The sequence below is a fragment of the Pseudomonas edaphica genome (genome assembly GCF_965277385.1).
Taxonomy (GTDB): domain Bacteria; phylum Pseudomonadota; class Gammaproteobacteria; order Pseudomonadales; family Pseudomonadaceae; genus Aquipseudomonas; species Aquipseudomonas edaphica.
In genome coordinates, this window is sequence record NZ_OZ255725.1 from 2535892 (window position 1) to 2561916 (window position 26025).

Below are 26025 nucleotides of genomic sequence, written 5' to 3' on the forward strand. Positions count from 1 at the left end.
CCCACATTTGCCCGGTTGCGCCTGATAGACTCCGCAAACCTCTCCTATCGCGAGCCGCGCCCATGCTCCACGTGTTATTCAGCGTCTACCTGAAAATGCTGGTGCTCTACAGCCCGTTCTTTGTGCTGTCCTGCTTTATCAGCCTGACCCGTGGTTACTCCAGCAAAGAACGGCGCCGGCTGGCCTGGAAGGTCGCGTTGGCCACGCTGGTGTCGAGCGTGTTGCTCTACCTGTTCGGCCGGGTGATTTTCAGCGTGTTCGGCATTACCGTGGATGCCTTTCGCATTGGCGCTGGCAGCGTGCTGTTTATCTCGGCCCTGGGCATGGCCCAGGGCAAGTCGGCGGTGCAGACCGACAATGTGCAGCAGGACGTGACCATCGTACCGCTGACCATCCCGCTCACGGTCGGCCCCGGCACCATCGGTGCACTGTTGGTGATGGGCGTGAGCCAGCCACACTGGGATGACAAGTTCATGGCCATCGTCAGCATTGCCCTGGCCAGCTTCACGGTCGGTGTGGTGCTGTATTTGTCCAACCGTATCGAACGCATTCTGGGTGACCAGGGCTTGCAGATTGTCAGTCGGTTGATGGGGTTGTTCGTGTGTGCGCTGGCCGCGCAGATCATCTTTACCGGCGTGCGCGGTTATCTGGTGCCTTAAATCCGGTACTTCGCGATTGCCAGTTGCACCTTGTCGCCGGCACTCTCGCGCATCAGCTGGATGGTTTTTTCATTGACCACAGAGGTGTTGAGCACCAGGCAAGTCTGGCCGCTGAAAGCCTCGACCGAAGAGCTGTCCCACTCCAGAAACGGCAGGCCCAGCTGTTTGCTCACACCGTGGGTGCTGTAAGTCACCAGCACCATCATCACCTCTCCCGCCGTTTCAGCACAGGACGCCAGGCCGAAATCACCGCCCTGATGCACCGTGCTATTGCGCTTGAACAGCTCAAACGAGGCAGGCTGTTGCTTCAAGGCCAGCAGCGCATCCGCCGCCAGTTTCGGTAACGCCGCCAGCAGCGGCCCTGCCAGCGAGGCCGCCGCCAGCGCGGCGATGATATTCAGCGCCGCCACCTGCACCGTCAGCCCTTTGCCGGAGCTTGAGACCCGCTCAAAAGCGCTGCGCACCGGCAACCAGCCCAGGCTGACCATCACCTTGATAAATTCGTCATACCACGCCTCACTCCCCCGTTGGACCTTCAACACATCACTCACATAACTGCTGGCCAGCAGGTAGCTTTTACGAATGTATTCACGGTTCAGCGCCGACATGCCCTCGATAAACGAAATCACGCCGTTGTTCACGACGGCTGCATTGCTGTCATCTTCCGCGTCCAGGAACACCGAGCGTTTGGCGCCCGGCGCCCCTGGCAGCTTGTAGGCGGCAATCAACTTGCGCCTTTTGGCACTGATGATCCTTTTGTGATGTCGCTCCATTTTCAGTTCTCCACAAGCACCCCACATGGGGCTTGTCTCCACACTAGTCCAGCCGCTGGTGCGCTTTCCAGACCACAAACATCGCTTGGCGCCCCCGTCGAAAAAACGTCAACCAGCAATAACGAGGCATACCGGTAGACCTTCCTTTTTTCATCGGCAAAAAAAGAAAAAGCCCCGAGTAACAACAGGTTTTCACCCAGCGTTACTCGGAGCCTTCTTACCTGCCGCAGGCTGATTTCAGGAAGCGGGTTTCTCGCCGTACCAGCGTGGCGTGTACACCCATTCGCCGCCACCGGCGCGGGGGAATACGCAGGTGGTGGACGAGCCGATCAGCACCATGGTGCGCATATCCACTTGCTCAGGCGTCAACTGCCCCAACGTGGTGACGCGCAAAGTCTGGCCAGGGCGGCCAATGTCGCGACCCAGCACCACCGGTGTTGCGGGCGTGCGGTGCAACGCGACGATTTCCAGGGCGCGCCCCAATTGCCACGGCCGCGAACGCGAGATCGGGTTGTAGAACGCCAGCGCCAGGTCGGCCTGGGATGCAAGGTCCAGGCGTTTTTCGATAATCGACCAGGGCTTGAGGTTGTCCGACAACGACATCACGCAGAAGTCATGCCCCAATGGCGCACCCGCCTGGGCGGCAGTAGCCAGCGAGGCTGAGACGCCCGGCAGAATGTCCAGCTCGACCTGATGCCAGGCCGGGTCACTGGATTCGTGCAACGCCTCAAGCACCGCCGCCGCCATGGCAAATACGCCAGGGTCACCGGACGACACCACCACCACCGAACGCCCCTGGGCGGCCAACTCGAAGGCATGGCGAGCACGCTGCATTTCTTCGCGGTTGTCGGTGCAGTGTTGCACTTGGTCGTCGCGGAACGGCCCGGCCATGCGCACATAGGTTTCGTAGCCCAGCACATCGGTGCAACGCGCCAGCTCGGCCTTCACCGCCGGCACCATCAACTCGGCTGCGCCAGGGCCAAGGCCGATCACGGCAAGGCGGCCACGGGCACGGCCGACATGCGACAGGTCCAGCGGTTGCTCTGCCACTGTGATCACGATGTCCGCGCCTTGCGCCACTTGCGCAAAACGCAACGGCACACCTAATTCCACTGCGGCTTGCTGCAACGAGGCTTCGGCCATCTGCGTGTCGCTGGCCAGCAGGCACGCCAGGGATTGCACGGCGATACCGGCGTCATGCAAAGCCGTTCGCACGCGCAGAGCTAAATCCACACCTGGCTTACAGGTGACACACACCGTCTTCGGATAAATCAGCAACTCATTGGCAGCCGGCACGCGCTCGGCACTGCCCACGTGAATCGCCAACCGTGCGTGCTGATCCTGCGGCAAATTCGCCTGATCCAGCCACGGCGCCACACCTTCGATGCGCACGCTTTCGCCGGCCAACAGGTCCGAGACAAACCGCTTGCCCAGTTCCAGGTCCGCCAACGCATAACCCGCTGGCGGGTTGAGCAGGCAGGTGCCAAAACGCAGCTCGCCGCTGGTGGTGATCGCTGCGGCGACGCCGAGTGCCGCGCCAATGTCGCGCGCCATCCGGTTCACACCGCCCAGGCCGCCGAGCAACGGCACCACGGCGCTGCCATCTTCAGCCACGGCCAGCACGGCGGGCTCTTCGCCTTTTTCCAGCAGCAGCGGCGCCAGCGTGCGGATCACGATACCCGCAGCACACAGGGCAATCAGTGGCGTGCCTTGTTGATAAAGCTGGCGCAGGGTCGCGCCGAACTCACTGTAGGTCTGGTCCGCCCCTTCAACTCGCCCGGCCAAGCCGTGGATCAGCGCGCCAGGGTAAACCTGCGCGATCTTGCGCGCCGTCGCCAGGCTGCCTTGGCCGAGAATGACAATCGCCGGGCGCATCAACCTTGCCACCTTTCACCCGGCACGATGATCAGCGAGAAGTACGGCGAGGACGCTGGGTCGACTTGATCCAGCGGCACGATCTTCTGGTTGGCCATGGTCGCGCGTTCCACGTACAGCGCACGTTCGGCCAAACCGAGCTCTTGCAGCACCTGACGCACCTTTGGAAAGTTACGGCCCAGCTTCATGATCACGGCGGCATCGGCGTCCGCCAGCCGACGCTTGAGGTCGTCGTGGGGTAACACGCCGGAGAGCACCGACAGGCTCTGGTTGCGGTACACCAACGGCGCGCCAAGCACCGAAGCGCCGCCGAGCATTGAGCAGACGCCGGGGATAACCTGGGCTTCATAACGCTCGGCCAAACGGTCGTGCAGGTACATATAGGAGCCGTAGAAGAACGGATCGCCTTCGCAGATCACCGCCACATCGCGGCCAGCGTCCAGGTGCGCGGCCACGTCGAGGCTGGCGTTGTCGTAAAAGTCGCTGATGATCTGCTCGTAAGACATCGGTGCCGGCAGCACTTCGGTGGTCACTGGGTACACCAGTGGCATCAAGGTCTGCTGCGCCACCAAGTGATCTTCGATAATACCGAAAGCATTGCCTTTCTTGCCCTTGGCCACGAAATACGCCACCACCGGCGACTCGCGCAGCAGGCGCAGCGCCTTGAGGGTGATCAGTTCGGGGTCACCGGGGCCAACGCCCAGGCCAATTAAACGTCCGCGTGCCTGCATTACTCGACCTCCGTGGCCAAGGCGTTGACCGCCGCGGCAGCCATCGCACTGCCGCCCAGGCGGCCTTGCATGATCACAAACGGCACGCCACGGCTGTCGGCCGCCAGCATCGCCTTGGATTCGGCGGCACCAACAAAGCCCACCGGGAAGCCCAGAATCAACGCCGGTTTCGGCGCGCCGGCGTCGAGCATTTCCAGCAGGTAGAACAGCGCCGTCGGCGCGTTGCCGATCACCACCACGCTGCCTTCCAGGTGCGGGCGCCACAGTTCCAGCGCGGCAGCTGAACGGGTGTTGCCCAGCTCCCGCGCCAACTCCGGCACGCTGTCGTCGCGCAAGGTGCAGATCACCTGGTTATTGGCCGGCAGGCGCGCGCGGGTCACGCCTTCGGAGACCATGCGCGCATCACACAAAATCGGCGCGCCAGCAGCCAGCGCATCGCGCCCGGCCTTGCCTGCGCCTTCGGAGAACTGCAGGCCGTCGATGGCGTCGACCATGCCGCAGGCATGAATCACCCGCACCGCGAGTTTTTCCAGGTCGGCAGGGATGCGCTCCAACTTGGCTTCCGCGCGAATAATGGCGAAGGAGTTGCGATAGATCTCCTGACCGTCGCGGATGTAATCAATCATCGGTGTTGCTCCGTGTGCGGCCGCGTAACAGGGCGCCCGCCGCTTCAATGGAAAGAGTGCGTGCGTGCAGCCGGCCGAAACCGGGGTGGGCTGCCTCGCGAAAATAGACGTCATAGTGGCCGGGGCTTACCGCCAGCAAGGTGACCGGCGCGGTGTGTGCGGCAGCGCAAGAGCGTGGGCAGCCGGACAGGTGCACCTCGGCGCCAGGTTGCAGCGCGGCCAGTTGCAGGGCATCGGCCTTGGTGTCGGCCAGGCCTTTGGCGCAGCCGCTTGAACCGGTGCAGGCGATCATGCGTGCCAGGGGTTGGTCGACTGAGCCAAGGAAGCCCAATTGCTCCAAGCCTTCAGTCACGGCGCCGTGGTTTTTAAGGTTGGGCAGCAGTACGCCTTGCCACGGCGTAAAACGCAACGTGCCGTCGCCGAACTCACTGGCCAACTGTGCGGCGCCTTTGAGCATGCTTGAGTCCAGACGACCCAGCGGCGCAATGGCGGCAACGTAAAACAGATCTTTTTGTCGCTGTGGATAAGTGCCCAAGTGCAACAAATCCCCACTGGGCTGGCGTTTTAACCCGTCCACCGACAGTAACGGCAGGTTCAGGCGGGCCAATAAGTTATCCACAGCCAGATGACGCATGCGGGTTTGCGTGGGTGTCGCCAGGTCGAGAAACGCTTCCAGCACGGCCACGACCAAAGCATGGCCTTGCTCGAGCGGCACAGCGCCCAAGGGTGCATTCAGCCCCGGACAACCGGCCAGGCCGAAGGCCAATAGTGTTTCGCCATCGCGCTCGAACGCCGACAGCCACAAGTCATGGTGATGTTCGAGCATCGCCAGGGCTTCACCGCCATCCAACTGCACGGCGAACTTGGCCGACAGCTCATGGAAACGTGGATGGTTTTGCAAGGTGGCAAGGATCTGATCGGCCAGCGGGCGAGTGTCGAACAGCATCTGGGTGTCGATACCCGCGCTGGGGCTGAGCATCAGATTGCGCACGTCATCGCCAGCGGCGTTGTTCGGGCCAAGGCCTGCGGCCAGCAGCGCGGCGATCAACGCCTCTTGCTCGGCACCGATCCCGCGAATCTGCAAATTGGCGCGGTTGGTCGCCTCGATCACCCCACCCGCATAGGCCTGCGCCGCGTCCGCCACAGCAACTGCCTGGGCGGCAGTGATAGAACCACCGGCCAATTTGATCCGGCATATCCCGCCATCCAGCGCCTGGACGATACGCAGCAACCCCGGACAAGCCGAGGGGCGCAAGGTATTCAGAACGGGCGTTGGGTTCACGGGGCTACCGGTTGACGGGTAAAGGCGCGGTATTATGCCTGCTTTGTCCGGCGGCATGAAAAGCCTGCCCGTCGGATGTCGTTCAAGGAATTCTTATGTCGCCCTGGCTGACGGTTGTAGGCATCGGTGAAGACGGCTTCAAGGGGCTGGGCAGAAACGCCCGGCATGCCCTGTTGCGCGCCACCCGGATTATAGGCGGCCAGCGCCAGTTGGACCTGCTGCCGGTGTGTATTGGTGGCGAGCGCCAGCTATGGCCAAGCCCGTTTTCCCTGGAGCCGGTGCTGGCCAGTCGTGGCGAGCCGGTCTGCGTACTGGCCAGCGGCGACCCGATGTTCTATGGCGTAGGCGCCAGCCTGGCGCGACAGGTGGCCGCTGAGGAATTGCTGATTTTACCCGCGCCGTCCTCCGTGTCGTTGGCCGCGGCGCGTTTGGGCTGGCCGTTGCAGGAGGTGGAGACCTTATCCGTGGTGGCGCGGCCATTGGCGGCGATTAATGCGCACCTGGCCACTGGCGTGCGGTTGCTGGTGCTGAGTAATGACGGACGCAGCCCTGCCGCGATTGCCGTGCTGTTAGCCGAGTCCGGTTTCGGGCTCAGCCGGTTGAGCGTGTTTGAACACTTGGGCGGCGTAGATGAACAGCGCATCGACGGGCTGGCTGCTGATTGGCAACACGCTTCGGTTGCGGATCTGAATCTCGTCGCCATCGACTGCCTGGCCGACGCCAACACCCCGCGCCTGTCACACCTCGCCGGGCTGCCGGATTCGGCCTTCAAACATGACGGCCAACTGACCAAGCGCGATGTACGCGCCATGACCCTCGCCCGCCTCGCGCCAATGCCGGGCGAATTGCTCTGGGACGTGGGCGCGGGCAGCGGCTCCATCGGCATCGAGTGGATGCGTGCGCATCCGAGTTGTCGCGCACTGGCGATTGAAGCCGACGCAGGTCGCCAAGGGCTGATCGAACATAACCGCGACGCCCTCGGCGTGCCCGGCCTGCAACTGGTTCGGGGCAAGGCGCCGGACGCGTTACTCGGCCTCGAAGCACCGGACGCGATCTTTATCGGCGGCGGCGTCACCCGCGACGGTGTGCTCGACACCTGCTGGCAGCACCTGCGCCCTGGTGGGCGTTTGGTCGCCAATGCGGTGACCCTGCAAAGCGAAATGACCTTGATGGCGTGGCGCGCGCAACACGGCGGCGAGCTGACGCGCATCCATGTGGCCCAGGCCCAGCCGTTGGGTGAGTTCGACACCTGGCGCCAGGCGCTGCCGATCACCTTGCTGAACGTGGTCAAGCCGCTATGAAACGCATCCTGTTGTTGGGCGGCGTCACCGAAGCGCTGGCCATCGCCCGCACGCTGGGGCCGGAGCATATCTATAGCCTGGCTGGGGTTGGGCGCGTGCCCACTGACCTCACCTGCCAAGTGCGCGTCGGCGGCTACGGTGGGCATGCAGGCTTGGCGCAATTTGTTCGCGATGAGCAGATCAGCCTGATCCTCGATGCCACCCACCCGTACGCGGCGCAGATCAGCCAGAACGCTGCCACGGCGGCAAAAATGTGCGGCATTCCCTGCTGGGTGTTGCGGCGCCCGGCGTGGCAGCCGCAGGCGGGTGATGACTGGCGCGAGGTGGGGGATTGGGCTGAGCTGATCGAAGCCTTGAAACCCTTCAAACGTCCGTTGTTCACCTTGGGGCGTGAGCCGTTGCAGCACCTTGACGAAATCCCCGCCGATCAATTCTGGACGCTGCGCGCACTGGATGTATATCCGGGCAATGAGCGCTGTGAAGTCATCGGCGCGCGTGGGCCGTTTCTGATTGAGGACGAGCGCGCGTTGTTTGAACGGCGTGGAATTGATGTGTTGATCAGCAAGAACAGCGGCAGTGCGGCGACCGAGCCGAAGCTGGAAGTGGCACGCGAGCGTGGCGTGCCGGTGTTGGTGTTGAAGCGGCCGGTGTTGGCCGGGGTGGATCGAGAGCTTTTGTCGCCCGCAGAAACAATCGATTCATTGGCAGATTTTCTTCGATAGATCAGGATCGTTCGCAGCCTCTGGCAATTCTATTTGTTACCTCAAGGGACGGCGATGAACCAACAATACGAAGTGCTACACTCCAAGAATAATTCAAGCTAGACTCAATTATATTCAGGAGCTGACATGATAGAAGTTAAAGAGGCCGTACAAGTCGCCAAGGCGGCAGCAAACGACTTCCTCGGGCAAGAAACTGAATTGCAAGACCTCATGCTTGAGGAAGTCGAGCTAAATTCAAGCGGTAAAACATGGGTAATCACGTTGGGCTTTAATGTTCCAACCCCTGATAAATATGAAAGGTTAGGCGCGTCCTTAGCCGGACGAATGCAGACCAGGAAATACAAAACATTCATCATCGACGCGGAGACAGGTGAGTTCCGCTCCATGAAGATCCGCGAAGTATGATAGATGCCTATATCAAGCAGTACCGTAGAAAGGGAATTATAGTCGACACCAACTTGCTACTCCTGGCGCTGATAGGTGGAACGCCCAGCGTTGTAGAGTTCAAGAGAACTCGGGGCTATACCAATGAAGACTACCGCCTTTTGCTCACAATGATTGATCAGTTCGAAAGACTTGTTTCCACGCCTCACATTCTTGCAGAAGTCAGCAACCTGACAAATGGATTGTACGGGAGCAAGTTGCACGATTTTTACGCGACATTAAAAAACTCACTTTCAACAATTATTGCAATTCACTCCCCAGCCTTGGACATAAGTCGCGATTATGAGCTGTCGCCCTACGGCCTTACTGATGTCGGAATTATCGCACTCGCTAAAGATAACTATCTAGTTTTGACTGATGACCTTAGAGTCGCCGGCTTTGCTCACCAACATTGCGTCGATGTTGTGAATTTCAACCATATACGGGAAGCAAGTTGGGAGTTCTAAACCAATAGACAATCACTCCCACGCACGAGCGCAGGAACGATCGGTCATAGGACTGTTAACTACTCGCGACTGTCGGCCGCCTTGCACCTTCCTGCACCCGGTCAGCCAGCAACTGCGCCAGCTCAATCAACTGCGCAACGCCCAGCAACTCCTCTCGCTTCGGGCCATCCAGGTCAAACGCAAGGTCGCAACTCAGCGCATTGGCCGAGGCCAGTGTTTCGCTGAGGTTGACCAGCAGGTCTTCGGTGCTGATTCCATCGGCTACGGTGAATAGCCGTACGGGGGGATTTGGGGTGGGTTTGATCATTGTGAATTTCCTTAATCTAAATGGAGCCGCCACTGATCGCCGCGATGCGATGGAGGGTGGCAGCTGTGCGCAGGTTCGCGGACCGGAGATTAAGGAAACCGGCATACCCGAAGGTATCCCGCGCACAGCCACCATAGCGCCGCACAGTAGACGATAAAAAAGCGTCAACTGAAAGGAGGCAATGCTTAATCAATCCGGGCCGCGACGCCCGACCGCTGCGTGTGCAGCGGCGTACACAGACTAGAGTTCCACCTTCCTAGGGACAACCTTAAATCCCTGTCGGACGTTTCCGTAGACGACCACTACACTTAGGTTATGTAGAGGCTCAACTAGAAGCGGCCTACATGAGCAGGGCATTGCTCGTGCAATCAGCAAGCTCAACACCAAGCCATAGCCAAACACACACCAAACTGTGGGAGCTGGCTTGCCTGCGATAGCATCGCCTCGGTACTGCAGGAAAACCGAGTTGTCCGCATCGCAGGCAAGCCAGCTCCCACAGGGTTCAGCGTCACGCTGGAGATCGCGACCCGTCGGTAAAATTGGCAATCCGTGGTTCCCGGCTATCATGAAGGCAACCACTGCGACACCAAACCACACCGCCGCTTTTTACTTATGCCCCCCGATCAGGCTAAATACCCACCTGATCGCTTAACCCTACGGATTGTCCGCCATGGCCCGTCAACGCTTTGCAATTGTGTGGATCGCCTGCTTTGCAGTGCTGTTCAACGCCTTTGCCATGCCGATGGCCAGCGCGATGCAACAGTCGCAAGACCCCGTGCAGCAATTGCTGTGGGGCAGTTTCTGTTCCTCCAATGGCGCCAGCCTCAAGACCATTGCCTTGGGCAAGTTGGACATCCCGACGCCGCCCCAGGAAGATCATTCCGCCATGCAGCATTGCTGGTGTTGCTCGGGCTCACCGCCATTAGTGGCGTTGCCGGGGCATGTGCCGCAGCTGTATGTCACACGTTTTGATGCCGTGCCGGGCCTGTCGCCGCCCGCACTGCAAGCCCCTACCCCGCGCCAGCAATGGCCGAGTCTTAACCCCCGCGCCTCTCCAACGGTCTGATTTCTTCGCAAGTGAACTGCGTTTAGAACCGTTCTGGAGAACTGCCATGCTTAAATCTTCCCTGCTGCTGGCTGCATTGTTGCTGCCGGTGTTCAGTGCTGCCAATGCCGATGACTACAAGGCCGGCAGCCTGCTGGTCAGCGATCCCTGGTCCCAGGAATTGCCGCCGAATGCGCCGACTGTCGCTGCCTATTTTGTGATTCATAACCAGGGCGAAAGCGCTGATCGTTTGCTTAGCGTCGACACGCCTGTGGCGGCCAAAGCCGAGTTGCATGAGCATGTGATGCAGGGCGATTTGATGAAGATGCAAAAGGTGGAAACCGTTGCCGTACCGGCCAAAGGTGATCTGACCTTCGCACCGATGGCCTACCACGTGATGCTGCTGGACCTGAAAGACCGCAGCCAACTGCGCGACGGCCAACACTTCCCACTCACCCTGAACTTCGAAAAAGCCGGCCCGGTGCAGGTTCAGGTCTCGGTACAAAAAGCGCCGCCGATGGCCGGCCACGAGCATATGCACGCCCAATAGGCCAACGTAAATGGGCGCCCCTCGCGCCAGGTTGTCGCCACACCGCCGCAGGCCCATGAGCCTGGCGCGCGGCAGTTGGATCAGCCTGTTCGCCATGCTGATGATCTTTATCGGTCCGCTGATTTCCCAAGCGATGCCGATGGATCATCACGCCGGTATGTCGATGCAAATGTCCATGGACATGCCATCGACCAGCCATGGCGAGCACACGCCAGCTCCCAGCGAACACCACGCCCTCTGGGCAAAGTGCGGTTATTGCGACCTGCTCTTCAGTTGCCCGGCCCTGCCCGGCAGCATCTCCCATGTCAGCCTCGGCACACCGCCACCGGCGAATGCCCTGACGCCCGCCACCCGCCTGGGCCACGCCCGGCAGAGCATCTTCCCCGGCGCCCGCAGCCGCGCCCCGCCTATCGCTTCGTAAGCACTTCACAGCATCACTTCACACCGGCCGACTTTAGACAGACAGCCGCAGGCTGCTGGCCGTGTTGTTTACGATTGATTGATGGAATTTGTCATGTCCAGGTTTTCTGCTGACTCCCGATTGGGATGTACCCCCGTTCTCGCCGTTCTGTGTGGCGCGCTGTTGGCACCACACGCGCAGGCTGAAGATCACGAGTTGAGCCCCACGGTGATCACCGCAATCGCCCCCAGCTCACCGCTGACCGTTGTCACCAACCCCAAAGACCCACGCCAACCGGTGCCCGCCAGCGATGGCGGCGACTACCTCAAGACCATCCCCGGCTTCGCGCTGGTGCGCAACGGTGGCACCAATGGCGACCCGGTGCTGCGCGGTATGTTCGGTTCACGCCTGAATATCCTCACCAATGGCGGCATGATGCTCGGCGCCTGCCCAGGGCGGATGGACGCGCCCACCTCGTATATTTCGCCGGAAACCTACGACAAGCTCACCGTGATCAAAGGCCCGCAAACCGTGCTCTGGGGGCCTGGCGCGTCAGCCGGCACTATCCTGTTCGAGCGCGAGCCCGAGCAATTCGGCGAGCTGGGCACACGGGTCAATGCCAGTGTGCTGGCCGGCTCCAACGGGCGCTTCGACAAGGTGGTCGATGCCGCTGCCGGTGGGCCTTTGGGCTATGTGAGGGTGATCGGCAATCAGGCCCACGCCGATGACTACAAGGACGGCAGTAACAACACCGTCGCCTCGCGCTACGACAAGTGGAATGGCGACGTGGCCGTCGGTTTCACCCCCGATGCCGACACCCTGCTGGAGCTCACTGCCGGCCGTGGCGATGGCGAAGCGCGCTACGCCGGGCGCGGCATGGATGGCTCGCAGTTTCTGCGCGAAAGCCTGGGGCTGCGGTTTGAAAAGTCCAATATCGGTGAGGTACTGGATAAGGTCGAAGCGCAGGTCTACTACAACTACGCCGACCATGTGATGGACAACTACAGCCTGCGTACGCCGTCGGGCACCGGCATGATGGCCGGGCCGATGGCCTCCAACGTCGACCGCCGCACCCTCGGTGCACGCATCAAGGCGACCTGGCGCTGGGCCGATGTGCAACTGATCAGCGGCCTGGATGCGCAGACCAACGAGCATCGCCAGCGCAGCAGCATGGGCATCGACACCTACAAGGAACTGCCACGGGTCAAGGATGCCAATTTCCACAACTACGGCGTGTTCAGCGAGCTGACCTGGTACGCCGCCGACCGCGATCGGCTGATCACCGGCGCCCGCCTGGACCGCGCCTCGGCCAAGGATTTCCGCCAGACCACCGGTTCGGGAATGATGTCGCGCCCCAACCCGACCGCCGACAACACTCGCGCTGAAACCTTGCCATCGGGCTTTGTGCGTTATGAGCACGACCTGGCCGACACACCCACCACCGTCTACGCAGGGCTCGGGCATTCGGAGCGTTTCCCGGATTATTGGGAGCTGTTTTCGCCCAACACCGGCGCGGTCGGTTCGGTAAATGCCTTCGACGGCGTGAAGCCGGAGAAAACCACCCAACTCGACTTCGGTGCGCAGTACAAAACCGCCGACCTTGAAGCCTGGGCCTCGGGCTATATCGGCCGGGTGCAGGACTTTATCCTGTTCGACTACAAGCCCGGCATGATGGGCACCACGTCCCAGGCCCGCAATGTCGACGCGCGCATCATGGGCGGTGAACTGGGCGCAGCGTACAAACTGACCCAGCACTGGAAAGCCGACGCCAGCCTCGCCTACGCCTGGGGCAAGAACACCAGGGACGGCAAGGCGCTGCCGCAGATGCCACCGCTGGACGCGCGTTTGGGCCTCACCTACAGCCAGGACGACTGGAGCGCCGGCGCCTTGTGGCGTGTGGTCGCGGCGCAAAACCGCATCGACCAGAACAAGGGCAACGTGGTCGGCAAGGACTTCGACAAAAGCAGCGGTTTTGGCGTGTTCTCGCTGAACGCGGCGTACCGCATCAATAAAAACTTCAAGGTCAGCACGGGCGTCGACAACCTGTTCGGCAAAGCCTATGCCGAGCATTTGAACCTGGCGGGTAACGCAGGCTTCGGCTACCCGGCCAACGACCCGCAAGCCATCAAGGAGCCGGGGCGTACGCTCTGGACCAAAGTCGATATGAGCTTCTAAAAGCATCGCGGGCAAGCCAGCTCCCACAGGGAAATGCATTCCAAATGTGGGAGCTGGCTTGCCTGCGATAGCGGCCTGACAGACAAAAAATATCTAAAGCCTTGCGGAGCCTAATGATGACCACCCCAAAAATTTCCTTCTACAACCTGGCCTGGCGCTGGCACTTCTACGCCGGCCTCTTCGTCGCCCCTTTCATGGTGTTGCTGGCCCTCACCGGCATCATCTACCTGTTCAAACCCCAGCTCGACCCGCTGATGTACGGCAACCTGCTCAACGTGCAAAGCGCCGAGCACGCCCTCAGCGCCGACGAACAACTGCAACGCGCCCAGGCAGCTTTTCCCCAGGGCAAAATCAGCAAATACCTGCCACCCGCCGACACCACCAGCAGCGCGCAATTCGTGATGCACAACGATGGCCGTGAAGTGACGGTATTCGTCGACCCGTATCGCGGCACTGTGCTCGGTGAACAGGATGCCCAATACAACCTGCAAGCCATCGCCCGCGCACTGCATGGCGAACTGATGATCGGCACCGTCGGCGACCGTCTGGTGGAACTCGCCGCCGGTTGGGGCGTGATGCTGGTGGTATCCGGCGTGTACCTGTGGTGGCCACGCGGCAAGTCTTCGGCGGGCGTGTTGTGGCCACGGCTCAACAGCCGTGGCCGAGTGTTCTGGCGCGATATGCATGCGGTCGCCGGTTTCTGGGGCGCGGCATTTTTGCTGGTGATGCTGCTCAGCGGCATGACCTGGACCGGCTTCTGGGGCAAACAATACGCCGAGCTGTGGAATAAGTTTCCCGCCGCGATGTGGAACAACGTGCCGCAGTCCGACCAGCAAGCACGCAGCCTCAATACGGCCAGCCAGCAGACTGTGCCATGGGCAATGGAGAACACGCCAATGCCCATGTCCGGCGACCACGCCGAACATATGAACCACGGTGCGATGCATTCAGGTCCTGCCGCGCCGACGGTACGCCTGCAACAAGTGGTCGACCTGGCCAACGCACGCAAGGTCGAACCCGGCTACAGCATCACGTTCCCCACCACCGCCGAAGGCGTGTTCACCGTCGCGGTGTTCGCCAACGACCCGCGCAATGACGCGACCCTGCATGTGGACCAGTACACCGGCAAAGTGCTGGCCGATGTACGCTGGGAACACTACAACCTCGTCGCACGCGCCACCGAAACCGGCGTGATGCTGCATGAGGGCAAGATGTTCGGGTGGGTCAATCAACTGATCGTGCTGGTGATCTGCTTGATGATTCTGCTCAGTGCGGTGAGTGGCGTGGTGATCTGGTGGAAGCGTCGGCCACACGGTGGGCTGGGCGTTCCGCCGTTGCGCCATGACCTGCCCAAGTGGAAAACCGCGATGGTGATCATGCTCGCGCTGGCGATTATTTTTCCGCTGGTGGGCGCTTCGTTGATCGTGGTGTGGGCCTTGGATCGCCTGGTGCTGGCGCGCTTTTTCGGCCAACGTGAATCTGCCTCAGGTTCTGCATGAAGCAGGTGAGATGCCCACGGCAGGGGCCTTCTGTAGCCTTGCGCGACTTTTGTCGCGCAGCCAATAAGTGTTAACTTATAACACTTTCTGCGTTATCGTTGCTCGCCGCGCCCTGCGGTGAGCACCCCTCTCAAGAAGCGATTGATCGACCGATGAACAAGTACCTCGCGTCCGGCCTGTGCCTGCTCGCCCTGCATAACAGCGCCCAGGCCCTGACTCTGCCCGCCAGCCCCGTGACCGCGCCCGCCGTGGATGACGAGCGCGTTGACCTGAACACGCCGACCACCGCCGGTTCACGCTTGAACCTCACGGCCTTGCAAACCCCGGGCAGTGTCGAGAGCCAGACCGGCGAAAAAATCCGCGAGCGCGGCGACGCCAGTGTGCAGGACGCCATCTCCCGCGCCACCGGCATCAGCCGCACCGGCTCGCCGGGCGACGGCGGCACGTCGTTGCAGGCCCGTGGTTTTACCGGGCAGAGTTCGGTGCTGCAGCTGTACGACGGGCAGCGCATGTTCGACGGCGCAGGCACGTCCACCTTCCCGGTGGACACCTGGTCGGTTGAGCGCGTGGATGTGCTGCGCGGCCCGGCCTCGGTGATGTACGGCCAGGGCGCCACCGGCGCGGTGATCAATACGATTGCGAAGAAGCCGTTCACCGGCGAAATCGAAAACCATGTGCGCCTGGGCTACGGTTCCTATGACCGCCAACAGCAAGCGCTGGACAGCGGCGGCTCGCTGACTGACACACTGAGCTACCGCCTGAACGTCAACCGCCTGCGCAGCAACGGCTTCATCGCACGCGGCGACTCCGCCAGCGATTTCGTCAGCGGCGCGCTGCGCTGGCAGCCGGCCGACACCCTGAGCTTCACCCTGGCCCACGATTATGGCGACCAGAGCCCGCAGAACTACTACGGCACGCCACTGATCAACGGCCAGTTGCACAAAGGCCTGCGCGACAAGAACTACAACGTCAGCGACGACAAACAGCACTACAACGACCAGTGGACGCGCCTGACCAGCGAGTGGCAGATCAACGATAACGTCACCGCCACCAACGAGCTGTCGTACCTGAAAAACCAGCGCCGCTGGCAGAACGCCGAGAGCTACAACTTCGTGAATGGCGGCCTGGTGCGCCAGGACTACCTGGGCATCAAGCACAACCAGGAACAGCTCGGTGACCGCCAGACGTTCACGTTTAAACACACGCTGTTGGGCCTCGACAGCCAGACGGTGACAGGCGTTGAGTACAATCGTATTCGCTTCCGCCTGGCCAGTAACGCGCCGTTTAACGACGTGCCAGGCGGCGGCCAGCCGGTGGATATTCAGCATCCTGTGCCGCAGCCGTTTGAAAGCAGCAGCCCATTCATCCCCCAAGCGGTCACCACCACCAAACAACTCGCAGCCTTCGCCGAAAACCGCCTGCAATTGACCAACAAACTCTCGCTGATCACTGGCGCGCGCCGCGACTACCTGCACATCGATAGCAATGATCTGACGGCTGCGAACACAGATTCCGACAAGACCCTGACCGGCAACAACTGGAAAGCCGGCCTGGTCTACGCGATCACACCGAGCACTTCGGTCTACGGCCAGTACGCCACCAGCACCGACGGTGTCGGCAGCCTGATCAGCCTGAGCCCGAGCCAGCAGCAGTTTGGTTTGTCCACTGCCAAACAGGCCGAAATCGGCTTCAAGCAGGCGTTCTGGGACGCGCGTGGTGAATGGACCCTGGCGGCCTATCACATCGTCAAAAAGAAACTGCTGGTGAGCATCCCCGGCACCACCCTCAAGGAGCAAGTCGGCCAGCAATCCTCCAACGGCCTGGAAGCCAGCCTAGACCTGCAACTGCCCAACGCCTGGCAGCTGCAAGCCAATGCGGCCATTGTGCGGGCGCAGTACGACGACTTTTCCGAAGTGGTCAACGGCCAGGCTGTTTCCCGCGACGGCAACCGCCCGGTGGACGTGCCCAACCGCACCGCCAACCTGTGGTTGAGCAAGGCGGTGACCGATGACATTCGCGCCGGTGCCGGTGTGCGTTACGTCAGCGCCCGTTATGCCGACACCGCCAACAGCAGCGAAGTGCCGAGCTACACCGTGGCCGACGCGACGGTGTCCTGGAAGGCCATGCGCAATACCACCCTGGGCCTTGAGCTGAACAACCTGTTTAACCGCACCTACGCCGTCAGCCAGTACAACAATGGCCAACAGTGGATACTCGGGGAGCCGCGCTCGTTCTTTGTCACGGCGGACTACACCTTCTAACCGAAACACATGGACTAGTGTGGGAGCTGGCTTGCCTGCGATAGCGGTCTGCCTGATACACCGCTATCGCAGGCAAGCCAGCTCCCACAATTAATCGTGTTGAACTTGAGAATATTGATGGCCTCACTCACCCTCACCGACCTTGGCTGGACCCCACCCGGCCACGACCACTGCAATCACCGCTTCCAGCTGCGAGATGCCAGCCTGCAGGTCGGTGCGGGGGAGTTTGTCGGGTTGATCGGGCCCAACGGCAGCGGCAAGACCAGCCTGTTGCGCTGCGCTTATCGCTTCAGCAAACCCGAACGCGGTGACGTGCTGCTCGAACACCAGAATGTGTGGAAACAAAGCGCCAAATGGTGCGCACAACGCATCGCGGTGGTGTTGCAGGAGTTCCCCGACACCTTCGGCCTGCGCGTGGACGAAGTGGTTGCCATGGGCCGCACGCCCCACAAAGGTTTGTTCGATGGCGACACACTGCACGACCAGCATCTCATCCGGCAGGCGCTGGAATCGGTCGGTATGCACGGCTTTGAAGACCACGCGTTCGCCACGCTCTCGGGCGGTGAAAAGCAGCGCGTGATCCTCGCCCGCGCCTTGGCGCAGCAGCCGCAATTGTTGATCCTCGACGAGCCGACCAACCACCTCGACCCACGCTACCAGTTGGAGCTGCTGCGGCTGGTCAAGCGCTTGAACATCGGCACCCTTGCCAGCATTCATGACCTGAACCTGGCCGCGGCTTTCTGTGACCGTTTATACGTGATCAACCATGGGCGCATTGTCGCCAGCGGCACGCCTCACCAAGTGCTGACCGCCGAGTTGCTGCGTGATGTCTTCGGCGTCGAAGCCTTGATCGACGCTCACCCTTTGGCCGGCTACCCCCGAATTACCTGGATAACCCAACCATGATCCTGCGCTCCCTGTTGTCTCTCGCGTTGTTGTTCGGTACTGCCCAAGCGTTTGCCGAAGCCACCCATTACCCGGTGACCGTCAAAAGCTGCAACCGCGACGTGACCTTTCAGGAAGCGCCGAAATACGCGGTCAGCCACGACATCAACATGACCCAAATGATGCTCGCCCTGGGGCTCAAGGATCACATGGCCGGCTACAGTGGCGTCACCGGCTGGAAGTCGGTGACGCCGCAAATGGCCGACACTCTCGTCGGCCTGCCGGAGCTGGCGAGCAAGTACCCGTCGGTGGAAACCCTGCTCAACGCCAACGTGGATTTCTTCTTCGCCGGCTGGGATTACGGCATGCGCGTGGGCGGCGATCTCACGCCGCAAACCTTGCAGCCACTGGGCATCAACGTCTACGAGCTGACCGAGTCCTGTGCCTTCGTAATGAAGCGCCCGGCCGCGACCCTGGACGACACCTATAACGACCTGCGCAACCTGGGCAAGATCTTCAACGTGCAGGACCGCGCCACGGCTTTGATCGCGCAGATGCAGGCGCAAGTGGCCGAGGTGCAACAGCACCTGCCCGCCGACAAGCCTCGGGTGTTCCTCTATGACAGCGGCGAAGACCGCGCCATGACCTCCGGCCGCCTGGGCATGCCGCAAGCGCTGATCACCGCCGCAGGCGGGCGCAATATCCTCGATGACATCGACGCCAGCTGGACCCGCGTCAATTGGGAAACCGTGGTGGAGCGCAACCCGCAGGTGATCGTGATTGTCGACTACAGCGAAATCACCGCCGCGCAAAAAGAACAATTCCTGCTGGATAACCCGGCGTTGCAATCGGTGGACGCAATCAAGAATCAGCGCTTTATCGTGATCCCGTATGTACAGGCAACGCCAGGCATCGACAACGTGCTGGCGGTGGAAACCCTGGCCAAAGGGTTCCACGGCGAATGATCAGCCGCCGCTATGCTCTGCTGCTGAGTGCGCTTGGCGCGTTGTTGCTGGTCTCTTGCGTGATCTCGCTGGGGTTTGGCTCGGCGCGGGTGCCGGCGGACGTGGTGTGGCGGATTCTGCTCAACAAGGCCTTCGGCCTCGGTGACGTCAACTGGAGCACCGGCCAGGAACATATCGTCTGGTTGATCCGCGTGCCGCGCATGTTGCTTGGCGCACTGGTCGGCGCCGGGCTGGCGTTGATCGGCGCCGTGTTGCAGGCGGTGACGCGCAACCCGCTGGCCGACCCGCACCTGCTCGGCGTGACCTCCGGCGCCACTCTCGGCGCGGTGATCGTGGTGTTGCACGTAGGGGAAGTCGTCGGCTTGCTGACCTTACCTATCGCCGCCTTCATCGGTGCGCTGCTGAGCATGCTGGTGGTGCTGGCCGTGGCCAGTCGTAACGGCCGCCTGGAGAGTGATCGCCTGCTGTTGTGCGGCGTAGCCGTGTCATTCGTGATGATGGCGGTGGCCAACCTGCTGCTGTTCATGGGCGACCATCGCGCCGCCTCGGCGGTGATGTTCTGGATGCTCGGCGGCCTGGGCCTGGCGCGCTGGGAACTGTTGGCGATCCCCACTGCGACTGTGCTGCTGGGGCTGTTGATACTGGTGGGCATGGCGCGGCCACTGAACGCATTGATGGCCGGCGAACAGACCGCCGTGACCCTGGGCATGAACGCACGTTCTGTGCGTTTGAAGGTGTTCCTGGTGGCGTCGTTGATGACCGGTGTGCTGGTGTCCATCAGCGGCTCCATAGGCTTTGTCGGGCTGATGGTGCCGCATATTGCGCGGCGTCTTGTGGGCGCTGAGCACCGGCGTTTATTGCCGGTGTGCGCGTTGCTGGGCAGCCTGTTCCTGGTGTGGGTTGATGTCGCCGCCCGCACCCTGATCGCCCCCGAAGACTTGCCCATTGGCGTGGCGACGGCGGCGATTGGCGGGCTGTTTTTTATCGGGTTGATGCGTAAGCGCTGAATTCAGAGTTCGTCCCGATTCCGTTCATACCAGAACTCTTCGGGTTCCGGCTCTGCCTCGCTCCACTCCTCACCCAATGGCCCAGCAACTCTCCAGAAGACATCGGTGACCAGCACTGACAATTTGCCCAAGGTTCGCAATCGCGCGACGAACACACGGGGCACTGGTGCCATACCCGGGGCAAGCAATCGGTCTTCAGATGCCGTAAACGCCGGCACGTACTTGAGCAGCGCACCATTGCGGCAGGACAGATAACAACTCTCGGCGTCAGGGGCATTCGCCATGGCTACCGACACGTAGTCGTGAAGATCGTCCTTGGCAACGAAGTTACCCAAGAGTTCTTTATCTATCGCTTCAAAGCTGGACGTCGACGCAATGGCTTTATAGAACGCCTGCACAGCGGCGATTTTGTAGGTACTCAGTGTATTTTCAGGCGGTACATCAAACCCGGCATGATCAGCCCAGAACAACAATTCCAGGGTACTTGTACTTCCCGTACCCTGATCTTCCACCGGGTCGAGCGCGACGTACCCCGGCGTTTGCCCCGGCACCAGCACAGCGCCCAGGTACTGCTTGCCCTTGAACGGTGCAACCAAGCCTTGTGCATAGCGGGCCGCATCATCGGAGTAAGTAAACAGCGGGCCGCAGAACGAATGAAAATGCGGATCGTCGGCGAAAGCATGAGGCGCTTTATTCGGCTCCCAATGCTCAGTGACCCCCTCTTTCTTACCCCAGACCTCACTGGTCACCCGAATGTACAACTTCCCCGCGCCCGCAAGGCGGCGCACATAATCACGTACCGTAAGGGAGCCATCGAGCAATTGTGTGCGTTCGATATGTGCCTTGCTCGTCCATGGGTACAACGGCGCCGTTTTGGGAAACTCATACGTGAGCAGCGCACCGTCGCTGCACAACAGATACAGCGTCGGAGCACTGCCGTTACGTGCATAGGTGACAACGTTGAGTGCCTTGGCGATGTACTGGGGCGGGAAAAAACTGCGCGCCATTTCATCATTGCTACCGGCGATGGCCACGGTCGAAGCACAGAGATACAAACCATCAAACACATAGCCCTGCGGCAATTGGCCGTCGATAAAGACCTGTTTAAAATCAGCAAAGTCGTCTCTGACAAGCGCCAGGGTTGCCTTATAGAACGGTTTGTTAGCCGACTTGAGTACGTAACCGAAGGCCACTTCGGTTTGAGGCTTCCATAGGCGTTGAGCGTAACGAACGGCATCGACCGCCCGGGTGAAAATCGGGCTGCAGGGCGCGTCCATGAACACAGCGCGAATATGCCCAGGATGGGTTGGCGGTATATTCGCCACAAAATCCCCCACCAACTTCCTGGGCGGGCCCCATACCCCATCGCCTTCTATCACGCTCAGATTGCCGGCTTTCACCACCTCGGTGATGAAGTCCTGCGGCGAGAGCGTGCCACTGCGAAGTTGCTGCTCAATACTGTTGTCACCGTAATCACCCTTGACCTTGTTAAGTGGCGCGAGACGATCCTTGAGTCGCTCCTCCTCGGCAGAGCTCGACAGGTGGTAACTGAGGATCGAGCCACTGGAGCCAAACACATATTCACGGTTAAGGTGGGTCTCACGACGCAACAGGTTTGACAATACCGCAGTCGGTATCATGGTTTTATAGATGGCTTTTTGGGTGACGGACAACAACAACGGCCCCTCTTGATCTATCAAAGACCGATAGCGCGCAACAATCGTACTGTTCTGAGGGTAAAGCGCTAAATCAGCAGCCCGATCCGGGTATATCCAGTGTAATGCCAACCCTTGAGGTGGAAGCGCCAGTGGTTCAGTCGAGACAAACAGACCATTTCCCAGCCTGAGTATCACCCCGGCAAAACGCCGATAGTATCCGTTGTTCACCCTGGCAGCTGCGTAGCGGGCTGCATCGTCAGCACTCGCGAAGCAGGGGCTTAAACGCCGCGGCGTCAGGGTTGCGTAACTGCTCCAGGTAGGGGCGACCTGGCCTTTTTTATCCCAGAACTGGCTGGTACGTACCACATGCAGCATTCCCTTCATCGCCCACTCACTAAGGAAGCTCTTGGGTGTCTTCTCGCCGGAGTCCAATGCTTGCTGCGCCTGCGTCAACAATGTATCTGCCGGGCCGCCACTTTTGACGTCAAGCCGCGGGGGCTCATACCGCAACAGCGCGCCATCAAGGGTGGAAAAGTACACCGACAGGTTGCTCGGGCCACTCCGAATAGCGGCATAAAGAGCAGAGAACAATACTGTTGGCGTGACAAAAAACAGCGTCAACCAGGCGTTCGACGTATTTTGCCCAGCACGTGACCATTGCTGCGAGCGAAACAGCCCGTGCAATATAAAACCATCGGGTAGCTGGTAACCCCCCTCGGGCTTAAGTTCAAACAGGCTGTTGAGATTGAACAGTTCGCTCTCACTGACAACGCCCACTACCTCGCTGGCAATGTACTGTTCCTTGTCCCTATGCTTGAGGATGAAAGCAAAACAGGCCGCCTGCGCGAAGTTGCGCGCATGCACACGTCCGTGCAGGTTACGGGCCGCCTCATCGGCACTGGCAAATACGGCACCGTAGGTGGTGTAGTCAGGTGGGCCCGATCTTGGTGCGTAGGAATAGTTAGGCGTCCAGTCGTTGTAGACCACCGAACGCTGGCCCCATAACGGGTTGCCCAGGATGATCTTGAAGTCCCCCGCCTCGGCCAGCCGCCGGACCCAATCGGCCGGCCGGATCTGCCCGCTGTCGAGGCGCTTACCGAGGCTGTTGTCGCCAGCCTGCGGGCCGATATTGGCCAGCAGCAACTGTTCCTGCGCCGAATGATTTGGGGTGTACTCCAACAAGCAATCACGGGCCCCCGACAGGTACGCCACGCGACCGGCCGGAATGATCGAGTACATTTCATCATCGGAGAACACTTGCAGGTTGATCTGCGCCTCCTCATGCGTCCAGCCGCGCCGCGCAACCCAGGCCGGGTTCACCATCGACAGAGCGGTGTGGGAACCGTAGCGAGCATGCAACACATAAGGCTCCGGCGGGATCAACGGCCCGTTACCGTCGCGTGGAAAAAACAGAGTGAAGGCAAATGGGTTGGCCGCACTGGACACTGGCTCAGTGATAACAAAACGGCCGTCTTCGCCCTTGAGTATATAACCGCCGTAGTAGCCGCCACGCCAGTTGCCGATTTGCTCATGGGCATACACCGCGGCATCGCGCGCCGAGAGAAACGAACGGCTAAGGGTTGCCTTGTAAAACGACACTATCAGGTTCGAGCGGTTATCTACCCTCCCGACCTTGCGCCACAATCCTCCGGCCTGCACCACCGAAAGGTCCGTCGCCGCAATAACCCTGCGCACGTAAGCCCGAGGGCTCAACGTACCGGTGAGCATGGCTGCCTGAGCACCGTTATCGTTTAGCTCGCCCGTGTCGGTTTCCCGCACCAGATCGGTGGTGTTCGTGGCTGCGGGCACCCTGAAGCTCAGCAGCGATGAGTCCGAGGCCTGCATGTACAGCGACAACCCACGGGCCGGGTTCTGGCTGTCCTGGCTTGCGCGCGCTTGACGGGTGGCGGCCACCACCTGCGCCGGGGTGAAAAACGTACTGGCCAACCAGGTTTCCCGGGCGGCAATTTCGCCGGTCTCGTACCAACTGCTGAAGTAAATGGCTTCCAGCCGAAATTGCGAAGGCAAGCGCAGCTTGCCGTCTGGGCGTTTTGGAAACACCAGGTTTGGCGAAAACAGTGGATCCCCCTTGGGCAGTGCCAACGTCGCAACATACGCGTCATCACGGGAGTGCTTGAGTACAAAGCCACACCGGCCGCCCTCGCTCCCCGCCAGCGAAAGTGCACGCAACACCGCAAGCTCAGGCCGTGAAAACACCTGAGTAAAAAACGGTTGTTGCGGTGCAAGGGTCGCCGGCGTTCTGATCCGCCATGTGTTGCTTATACGCCCGCGAACGCCTCCCCATACCGGGTTGGCAATCACTGTCCACAACTCACCCGCCGCAGCCAGCAACCGGATGGGATGCTCGAAATCACTGCTGGTTTCACCCGGCCCGCCGCGCAGTTGCAGGTCCAGCGTTTTTTCAGCGATCGAGCCACTGCTGACATACTTGAGCAGCACATCATCTGGCCCGGACAAATAGTGGACTTTGGCGAACGTTCTTTTTTCAAAGCTGAAGAGTTGATCGGCACCTGAATAGAAGTTGTTGAACACCTGCACCTGGTCCGCCGTGAAGTGTGGAAGTGCGCGCTTGATGCCCTCAGCATCGGCGGGATGAGAGTGGTAAAAGGCCTCGGCCTGGTAATCATCAGGGGCGATGAACTTGCCCTCACTGTCACGGGCCAACACGCGCCCGTGATCAAATTGAACGCGTTCTCCTGCGATGGGATCTGTGGCGTAGAAGCGATTGCCGCGCTTGAAGATCACACCACCATACTCAATGTCACGACGCTGGCCGATCACCGCATGCGCCCAACGCGCCGCATCATCGGCGGTGACAAAGGTCGGACTGAACACCGGTAAGGGAATGCCAGAAAAGGGTCGCCAGTTCGCCTCGACCGTGCCGGCTTTGTCCCAGAGTTGGCTGCCCTTGCCGGGAGCGCTGGCCTTGAGCACCGTCAATTGTCCCGCCGCCGCCAGGCGCTGCACGAACTCACTCGGTTTGAGGCTGCCGGCGATCAAGGTCGAATCGATTTGGTTATCCACAATCGCGCCGTCAGGCTCAACACGATAAAGCTGCGCTTCGATAGCCGAGAATGAACAGGTGTAGCGCAACACCGCGCCATCTTCGGTGTTCAGAAATATCGACAGCCCGGACTGCTTGAGCAGTTCAGGCACCAATCGCCCCTGGTAAAGGTGCCGGACCAGTTCCGGGGGTGAAAAGAAATTGCGATACAGCCATGGTTGCCGGGTCTGGGCCAATGCCGCATAGCCCGCCTTGCCCAGGCAAACACCGATCAAGTGAAAATGCGCAGGCAGGCGATGTTTGCCATCCATGTCCTTGGGAAAAACCTCTTGCACCGAGGGCTGGCGGTCGACCGTGCCAGAAGGCTCGGTCACCCCATACAAGTCCTGGGTATCATGCTTGAGCAGGAACACATACGGGGCCGCCCCTGGCATAGCGGCCAAACGCGCCCGAGCGTGGCTGAGCGCATCGGTGAGGCTCGCCTGCACGGGGCCACAGGGCGGCAGCTCCTGGGTTTTGGTTTTGAAGGCCCGGTAGGGCGTCCATGTGTGGGGCACCTCTCCCGTAGAGCCGCCCCACACGGCGTTGGACACGACAATCGACAGCTGGCTGACGCTGGCGACTTTCTTGAATAGATTCTCCACCACACCGTCATAGCCTTCGGGCCTGCCGAACGGTTCCTTGTCCCGCAGCCACACGGCAAAACGCCGCTCGACCTCCGAACGGGTGGGGACGTGCTTGAACAACGAACCATCAGGGCCGGACACATAGAAGGCGCTGAAAAATACCGGATCCAGAATATTGCCGATCAAGTCAGGCTCGGAATAAAAGCTGTTCAGCGCCTTGATCTGACGATCTGAAAGCTCAGGGTTGTTGCTTTTGTACTGGGTGAAAAAGTCCGGGTGCGAGTGATACTCCGCCACGCACCGATAGCCCTCGGGATGCAGGAGCCGCTTATTACTGTCCTCGTTGAGAACCGTGCCCACATCAAAAAAATTCTCGCCGCCCTCAATGGGGTCGGTCGCGTAAAACAGATCGTCGGCCAGGCTTTGCATAATGACCCCGCCATACTCCGTGTCCTGCGTGCCACCCACCTGTTGATGGGCATACCGGGCCGCATCATCCATGCTGACAAACCCCGGCCCAACCGGGGGCAACTCCACCTCTGGCTTGGGGTCTGCCCCAAACCAGCCACGTTTGACTCGTGCCATCGCATCACCTTCCTATGACAGGCTTCATGGCGCCAGGATTGGCGGCCATAAAGCCCATCTTCGGCAATGGCAGGCGACCTGGGGTGCCAAATAGGCACCCCAACAAGTACGCCCTCACGCGATGCCCCGTTTTGAGGCTTGCCCTGCACGGGGCCGCTTTGGCGGCGCCACACTGGTG

21 protein-coding genes are annotated in these 26025 nt (G+C 60.7%); 14 read left to right on the forward strand and 7 right to left on the reverse strand.

The annotated features are described in order from the left end of the window. Positions 1 to 62 precede the first annotated feature (62 nt). Entirely contained in the window at positions 63 to 659 is a 597-nt protein-coding gene (locus ACQY47_RS11610) for a MarC family protein (RefSeq protein ID WP_017136752.1), read from the forward strand. On the opposite strand, the gene ACQY47_RS11615 is transcribed toward ACQY47_RS11610, so the two are convergent. The 5 genes from ACQY47_RS11615 to cobG form a co-directional block, all read right to left on the reverse strand. After that, positions 656 to 1432, reverse strand: coding sequence for a hypothetical protein (locus ACQY47_RS11615; protein WP_017136753.1), 777 nt, complete (start codon positions 1430 to 1432; stop codon positions 656 to 658). The two genes, ACQY47_RS11610 and ACQY47_RS11615, sit on opposite strands and share 4 nt — an antisense overlap. Before the next feature lie 237 nt (positions 1433 to 1669). Then, positions 1670 to 3307 carry a precorrin-3B C(17)-methyltransferase gene (cobJ, locus tag ACQY47_RS11620; RefSeq protein ID WP_138452628.1) on the reverse strand — a complete coding sequence of 546 codons (1638 nt, stop codon included), beginning with the start codon at positions 3305 to 3307 and terminating at the stop codon, positions 1670 to 1672. Next, positions 3307 to 4038, reverse strand: a complete 732-nt coding sequence (locus ACQY47_RS11625) for a precorrin-2 C(20)-methyltransferase (protein ID WP_017136755.1) — start codon at positions 4036 to 4038, stop codon at positions 3307 to 3309. The genes cobJ and ACQY47_RS11625 overlap by 1 nt, the downstream gene beginning before the upstream one ends. After that, the gene (locus ACQY47_RS11630; RefSeq protein WP_017136756.1) at positions 4038 to 4664 is read right to left on the reverse strand and encodes a precorrin-8X methylmutase; all 627 of its coding nucleotides are present in this window, start codon (positions 4662 to 4664) and stop codon (positions 4038 to 4040) included. Before ACQY47_RS11630 ends, ACQY47_RS11625 begins: the two co-directional genes overlap by 1 nt. Next, entirely contained in the window at positions 4657 to 6003 is a 1347-nt protein-coding gene (gene cobG, locus ACQY47_RS11635) for a precorrin-3B synthase (protein WP_428557124.1), read from the reverse strand. Before cobG ends, ACQY47_RS11630 begins: the two co-directional genes overlap by 8 nt. Positions 6004 to 6041: 38 nt before the next feature. On the opposite strand from cobG, the gene cbiE reads away from it, so the two are divergent. The 4 genes from cbiE to ACQY47_RS11655 all read left to right on the forward strand — a co-directional run bounded on the left by cbiE (position 6042) and on the right by ACQY47_RS11655 (position 8859). Next, on the forward strand, positions 6042 to 7247 hold the full coding sequence (gene cbiE / locus ACQY47_RS11640) for a precorrin-6y C5,15-methyltransferase (decarboxylating) subunit CbiE (protein WP_428557125.1): 1206 nt from the start codon (positions 6042 to 6044) through the stop codon (positions 7245 to 7247). Next, complete coding sequence (locus ACQY47_RS11645) at positions 7244 to 7969, forward strand: cobalt-precorrin-6A reductase (protein WP_428557126.1); 726 nt, start codon at positions 7244 to 7246, stop codon at positions 7967 to 7969. Before cbiE ends, ACQY47_RS11645 begins: the two co-directional genes overlap by 4 nt. A gap of 126 nt (positions 7970 to 8095) precedes the next feature. Then, a complete protein-coding gene (locus ACQY47_RS11650) occupies positions 8096 to 8374 on the forward strand; it encodes a hypothetical protein (protein WP_065930623.1) in 279 nt (92 codons plus the stop codon). Further along, positions 8371 to 8859: a hypothetical protein gene (locus tag ACQY47_RS11655; protein WP_428557127.1), complete on the forward strand. Its 489-nt coding sequence runs from the start codon at positions 8371 to 8373 to the stop codon at positions 8857 to 8859. Before ACQY47_RS11650 ends, ACQY47_RS11655 begins: the two co-directional genes overlap by 4 nt. Positions 8860 to 8914: 55 nt before the next feature. Here ACQY47_RS11655 and ACQY47_RS11660 read toward each other — a convergent pair whose 3' ends face one another. Then, complete coding sequence (locus ACQY47_RS11660) at positions 8915 to 9166, reverse strand: DUF6124 family protein (RefSeq protein WP_122528293.1); 252 nt, start codon at positions 9164 to 9166, stop codon at positions 8915 to 8917. 670 nt (positions 9167 to 9836) lie between these two features. Here ACQY47_RS11660 and ACQY47_RS11665 point away from each other — a divergent pair. From ACQY47_RS11665 to ACQY47_RS11705, 9 genes are all read left to right on the forward strand, one after another. Continuing rightward, entirely contained in the window at positions 9837 to 10232 is a 396-nt protein-coding gene (locus ACQY47_RS11665) for a DUF2946 domain-containing protein (RefSeq protein WP_177033396.1), read from the forward strand. 46 nt (positions 10233 to 10278) lie between these two features. Then, positions 10279 to 10761, forward strand: a complete 483-nt coding sequence (locus tag ACQY47_RS11670) for a copper chaperone PCu(A)C (protein ID WP_017136762.1) — start codon at positions 10279 to 10281, stop codon at positions 10759 to 10761. A gap of 10 nt (positions 10762 to 10771) precedes the next feature. Continuing rightward, positions 10772 to 11182, forward strand: a complete 411-nt coding sequence (locus ACQY47_RS11675; protein WP_138451575.1) for a DUF2946 domain-containing protein — start codon at positions 10772 to 10774, stop codon at positions 11180 to 11182. A 93-nt stretch (positions 11183 to 11275) separates the two neighbouring features. Then, a complete protein-coding gene (locus tag ACQY47_RS11680; RefSeq protein WP_428557128.1) occupies positions 11276 to 13336 on the forward strand; it encodes a TonB-dependent copper receptor in 2061 nt (686 codons plus the stop codon). 116 nt (positions 13337 to 13452) lie between these two features. Then, positions 13453 to 14835 carry a PepSY-associated TM helix domain-containing protein gene (locus ACQY47_RS11685; RefSeq protein ID WP_428557129.1) on the forward strand — a complete coding sequence of 461 codons (1383 nt, stop codon included), beginning with the start codon at positions 13453 to 13455 and terminating at the stop codon, positions 14833 to 14835. Positions 14836 to 14987: 152 nt separating this feature from the next. Then, complete coding sequence (locus ACQY47_RS11690) at positions 14988 to 17096, forward strand: TonB-dependent receptor (RefSeq protein ID WP_428557130.1); 2109 nt, start codon at positions 14988 to 14990, stop codon at positions 17094 to 17096. Between the two features lie 117 nt (positions 17097 to 17213). Next, a complete protein-coding gene (locus ACQY47_RS11695) occupies positions 17214 to 18002 on the forward strand; it encodes an ABC transporter ATP-binding protein (protein WP_428557131.1) in 789 nt (262 codons plus the stop codon). After that, a complete protein-coding gene (locus ACQY47_RS11700; protein WP_017136768.1) occupies positions 17999 to 18946 on the forward strand; it encodes an ABC transporter substrate-binding protein in 948 nt (315 codons plus the stop codon). The genes ACQY47_RS11695 and ACQY47_RS11700 overlap by 4 nt, the downstream gene beginning before the upstream one ends. Continuing rightward, positions 18943 to 19953 carry a FecCD family ABC transporter permease gene (locus ACQY47_RS11705; RefSeq protein WP_017136769.1) on the forward strand — a complete coding sequence of 337 codons (1011 nt, stop codon included), beginning with the start codon at positions 18943 to 18945 and terminating at the stop codon, positions 19951 to 19953. The genes ACQY47_RS11700 and ACQY47_RS11705 overlap by 4 nt, the downstream gene beginning before the upstream one ends. A gap of 2 nt (positions 19954 to 19955) precedes the next feature. Here ACQY47_RS11705 and ACQY47_RS11710 read toward each other — a convergent pair whose 3' ends face one another. Continuing rightward, complete coding sequence (locus ACQY47_RS11710) at positions 19956 to 25847, reverse strand: DUF4329 domain-containing protein (protein WP_428557132.1); 5892 nt, start codon at positions 25845 to 25847, stop codon at positions 19956 to 19958. Between the last annotated feature and the right edge of the window lie 178 nt (positions 25848 to 26025).